2 protein-coding genes are annotated in these 1,431 nt (G+C 69.7%); both read left to right on the top strand.

Features of this window, described 5'->3' with window-relative positions:
• Nucleotides 1–701: alpha/beta hydrolase (locus ACZ5CR_RS45140; protein ID WP_468869443.1), on the top strand; the 701-nt coding region annotated here is incomplete at its 5' end.
• A 47-nt stretch (nucleotides 702–748) separates the two neighbouring features.
• Nucleotides 749–1,429, top strand: a complete 681-nt coding sequence (locus ACZ5CR_RS45145) for a phosphotransferase (protein WP_468869445.1) — start codon at nucleotides 749–751, stop codon at nucleotides 1,427–1,429.
• Nucleotides 1,430–1,431: the final 2 nt, after the last annotated feature.

Consider the following 1,431-nt stretch of genomic DNA (forward strand, 5'->3'; position numbering starts at 1 on the left):
CCTATGAGGCGCCGGGGGTGCAGTTCCCCGACGGCTCGGTCAAGGACGACGCCCCGCTCCTCAAGGCATTCGCAGAGGCGCAGGAGAACGAAGCGGTGCCGGCGCTGCTCAAGAAGGTCCTGGACATCCGGGTGGCCGACTCGAAGTTCGTCCTGGACCGCCTCGGCTCCCTGCCACACGGTCTGTCCAGGGTCGTGGACCAGGAGCGGGTGGGCATGTTCGGCCAGTCGGCGGGCGGGATCGCGGCGGCCGAGACGATGTACGAGGACAAGCGGGTCAAGGCAGGCATGAACATCGACGGCACCCTGGAGAACAACCCCGAACCGAACGGCACGAACCTCACGCCGGTGGCCCAACACGGCCTGACCCGCCCGTTCCTGCTCATGGGCAGGCAGGGCAGCGACCGCACCACGGAACCGTCGTGGCGCGAGTTCTGGTCCCACACCACCGGCTGGAAGCGGAATCTGACCCTGCGCGGCTCGAAGCACCAGACGTACACGGACCTCGCCGCGCTGCTCCCGCAGGCCGGGGTGGACCGCAAGGTCATCGAGAAGAACATGGGCACGGTAGACCCGGACCGCGCGGTCGCAGCCGAACGGGCCTACGCGACATCGTTCTTCGACCGCTGGCTGCGGGGACAGGACGACCACCTGCTGAACGGTCCTTCGGGAAGGTATCCGGAGGTGGAGTTCGCGGGGTGAGGCTCGCTCGCCGCATCTGATTCCGGGGAGGCAGCTACGCTCCCGGAATGGGGATGACTGATCGGCTGCTCGGCTCGGGGCGCACCGCGGATGTCTTCGCGCTGGACGACACATGGGTGCTGCGTCGGTACCGGGACGGGACCGACGCGACAGACGAGGCCGCCGTCATGACGTATCTGTCGGAGCACGGGTATCCCGTGCCGCCCATCCGCCCTGCCGAGCCCGGCGCACCGCGTACCGACCTGGTCATCGGGCGGTTGGCGGGGCCGACCATGGCGGAGGCCGCGATGCGGGGCGCGATCGCGCCGGAGGAGGCGGCAGTGATCCTCGCCCGGCTGCTGCACACGCTGCACGCCCTTCCGACCCGTTCGTCCACCTCACCCATGGACCGCGTACTGCACCTCGACCTCCACCCGGAGAACGTGATCCTCACGCCGGAGGGCCCCGTGGTCATCGACTGGGCCACCGCGGAGGAGGGCCCGCCCGGCCTCGACTGGGCGATGTCGGCGCTGATCCTCGCGGAGGTCGCGGTGAGCGGCAGACCTGAGGCTGCCGGGTCACGTGTCGCTCTGACCACGCTCCTGACGGACACGGCGGTCGATTTCAGGGCCACCGCCGACAGCCACCTCGCGGAGGCCCGCGCACGACGGGCGGCGAATCCGACGTTGGGGGCGGATGAGGTGCGGTGGCTCGATGCGGCGGTGGAACTGGTGCTGGAGTCGGGCTAGTT

Source organism: Streptomyces sp. NPDC031274 (assembly GCF_055570235.1).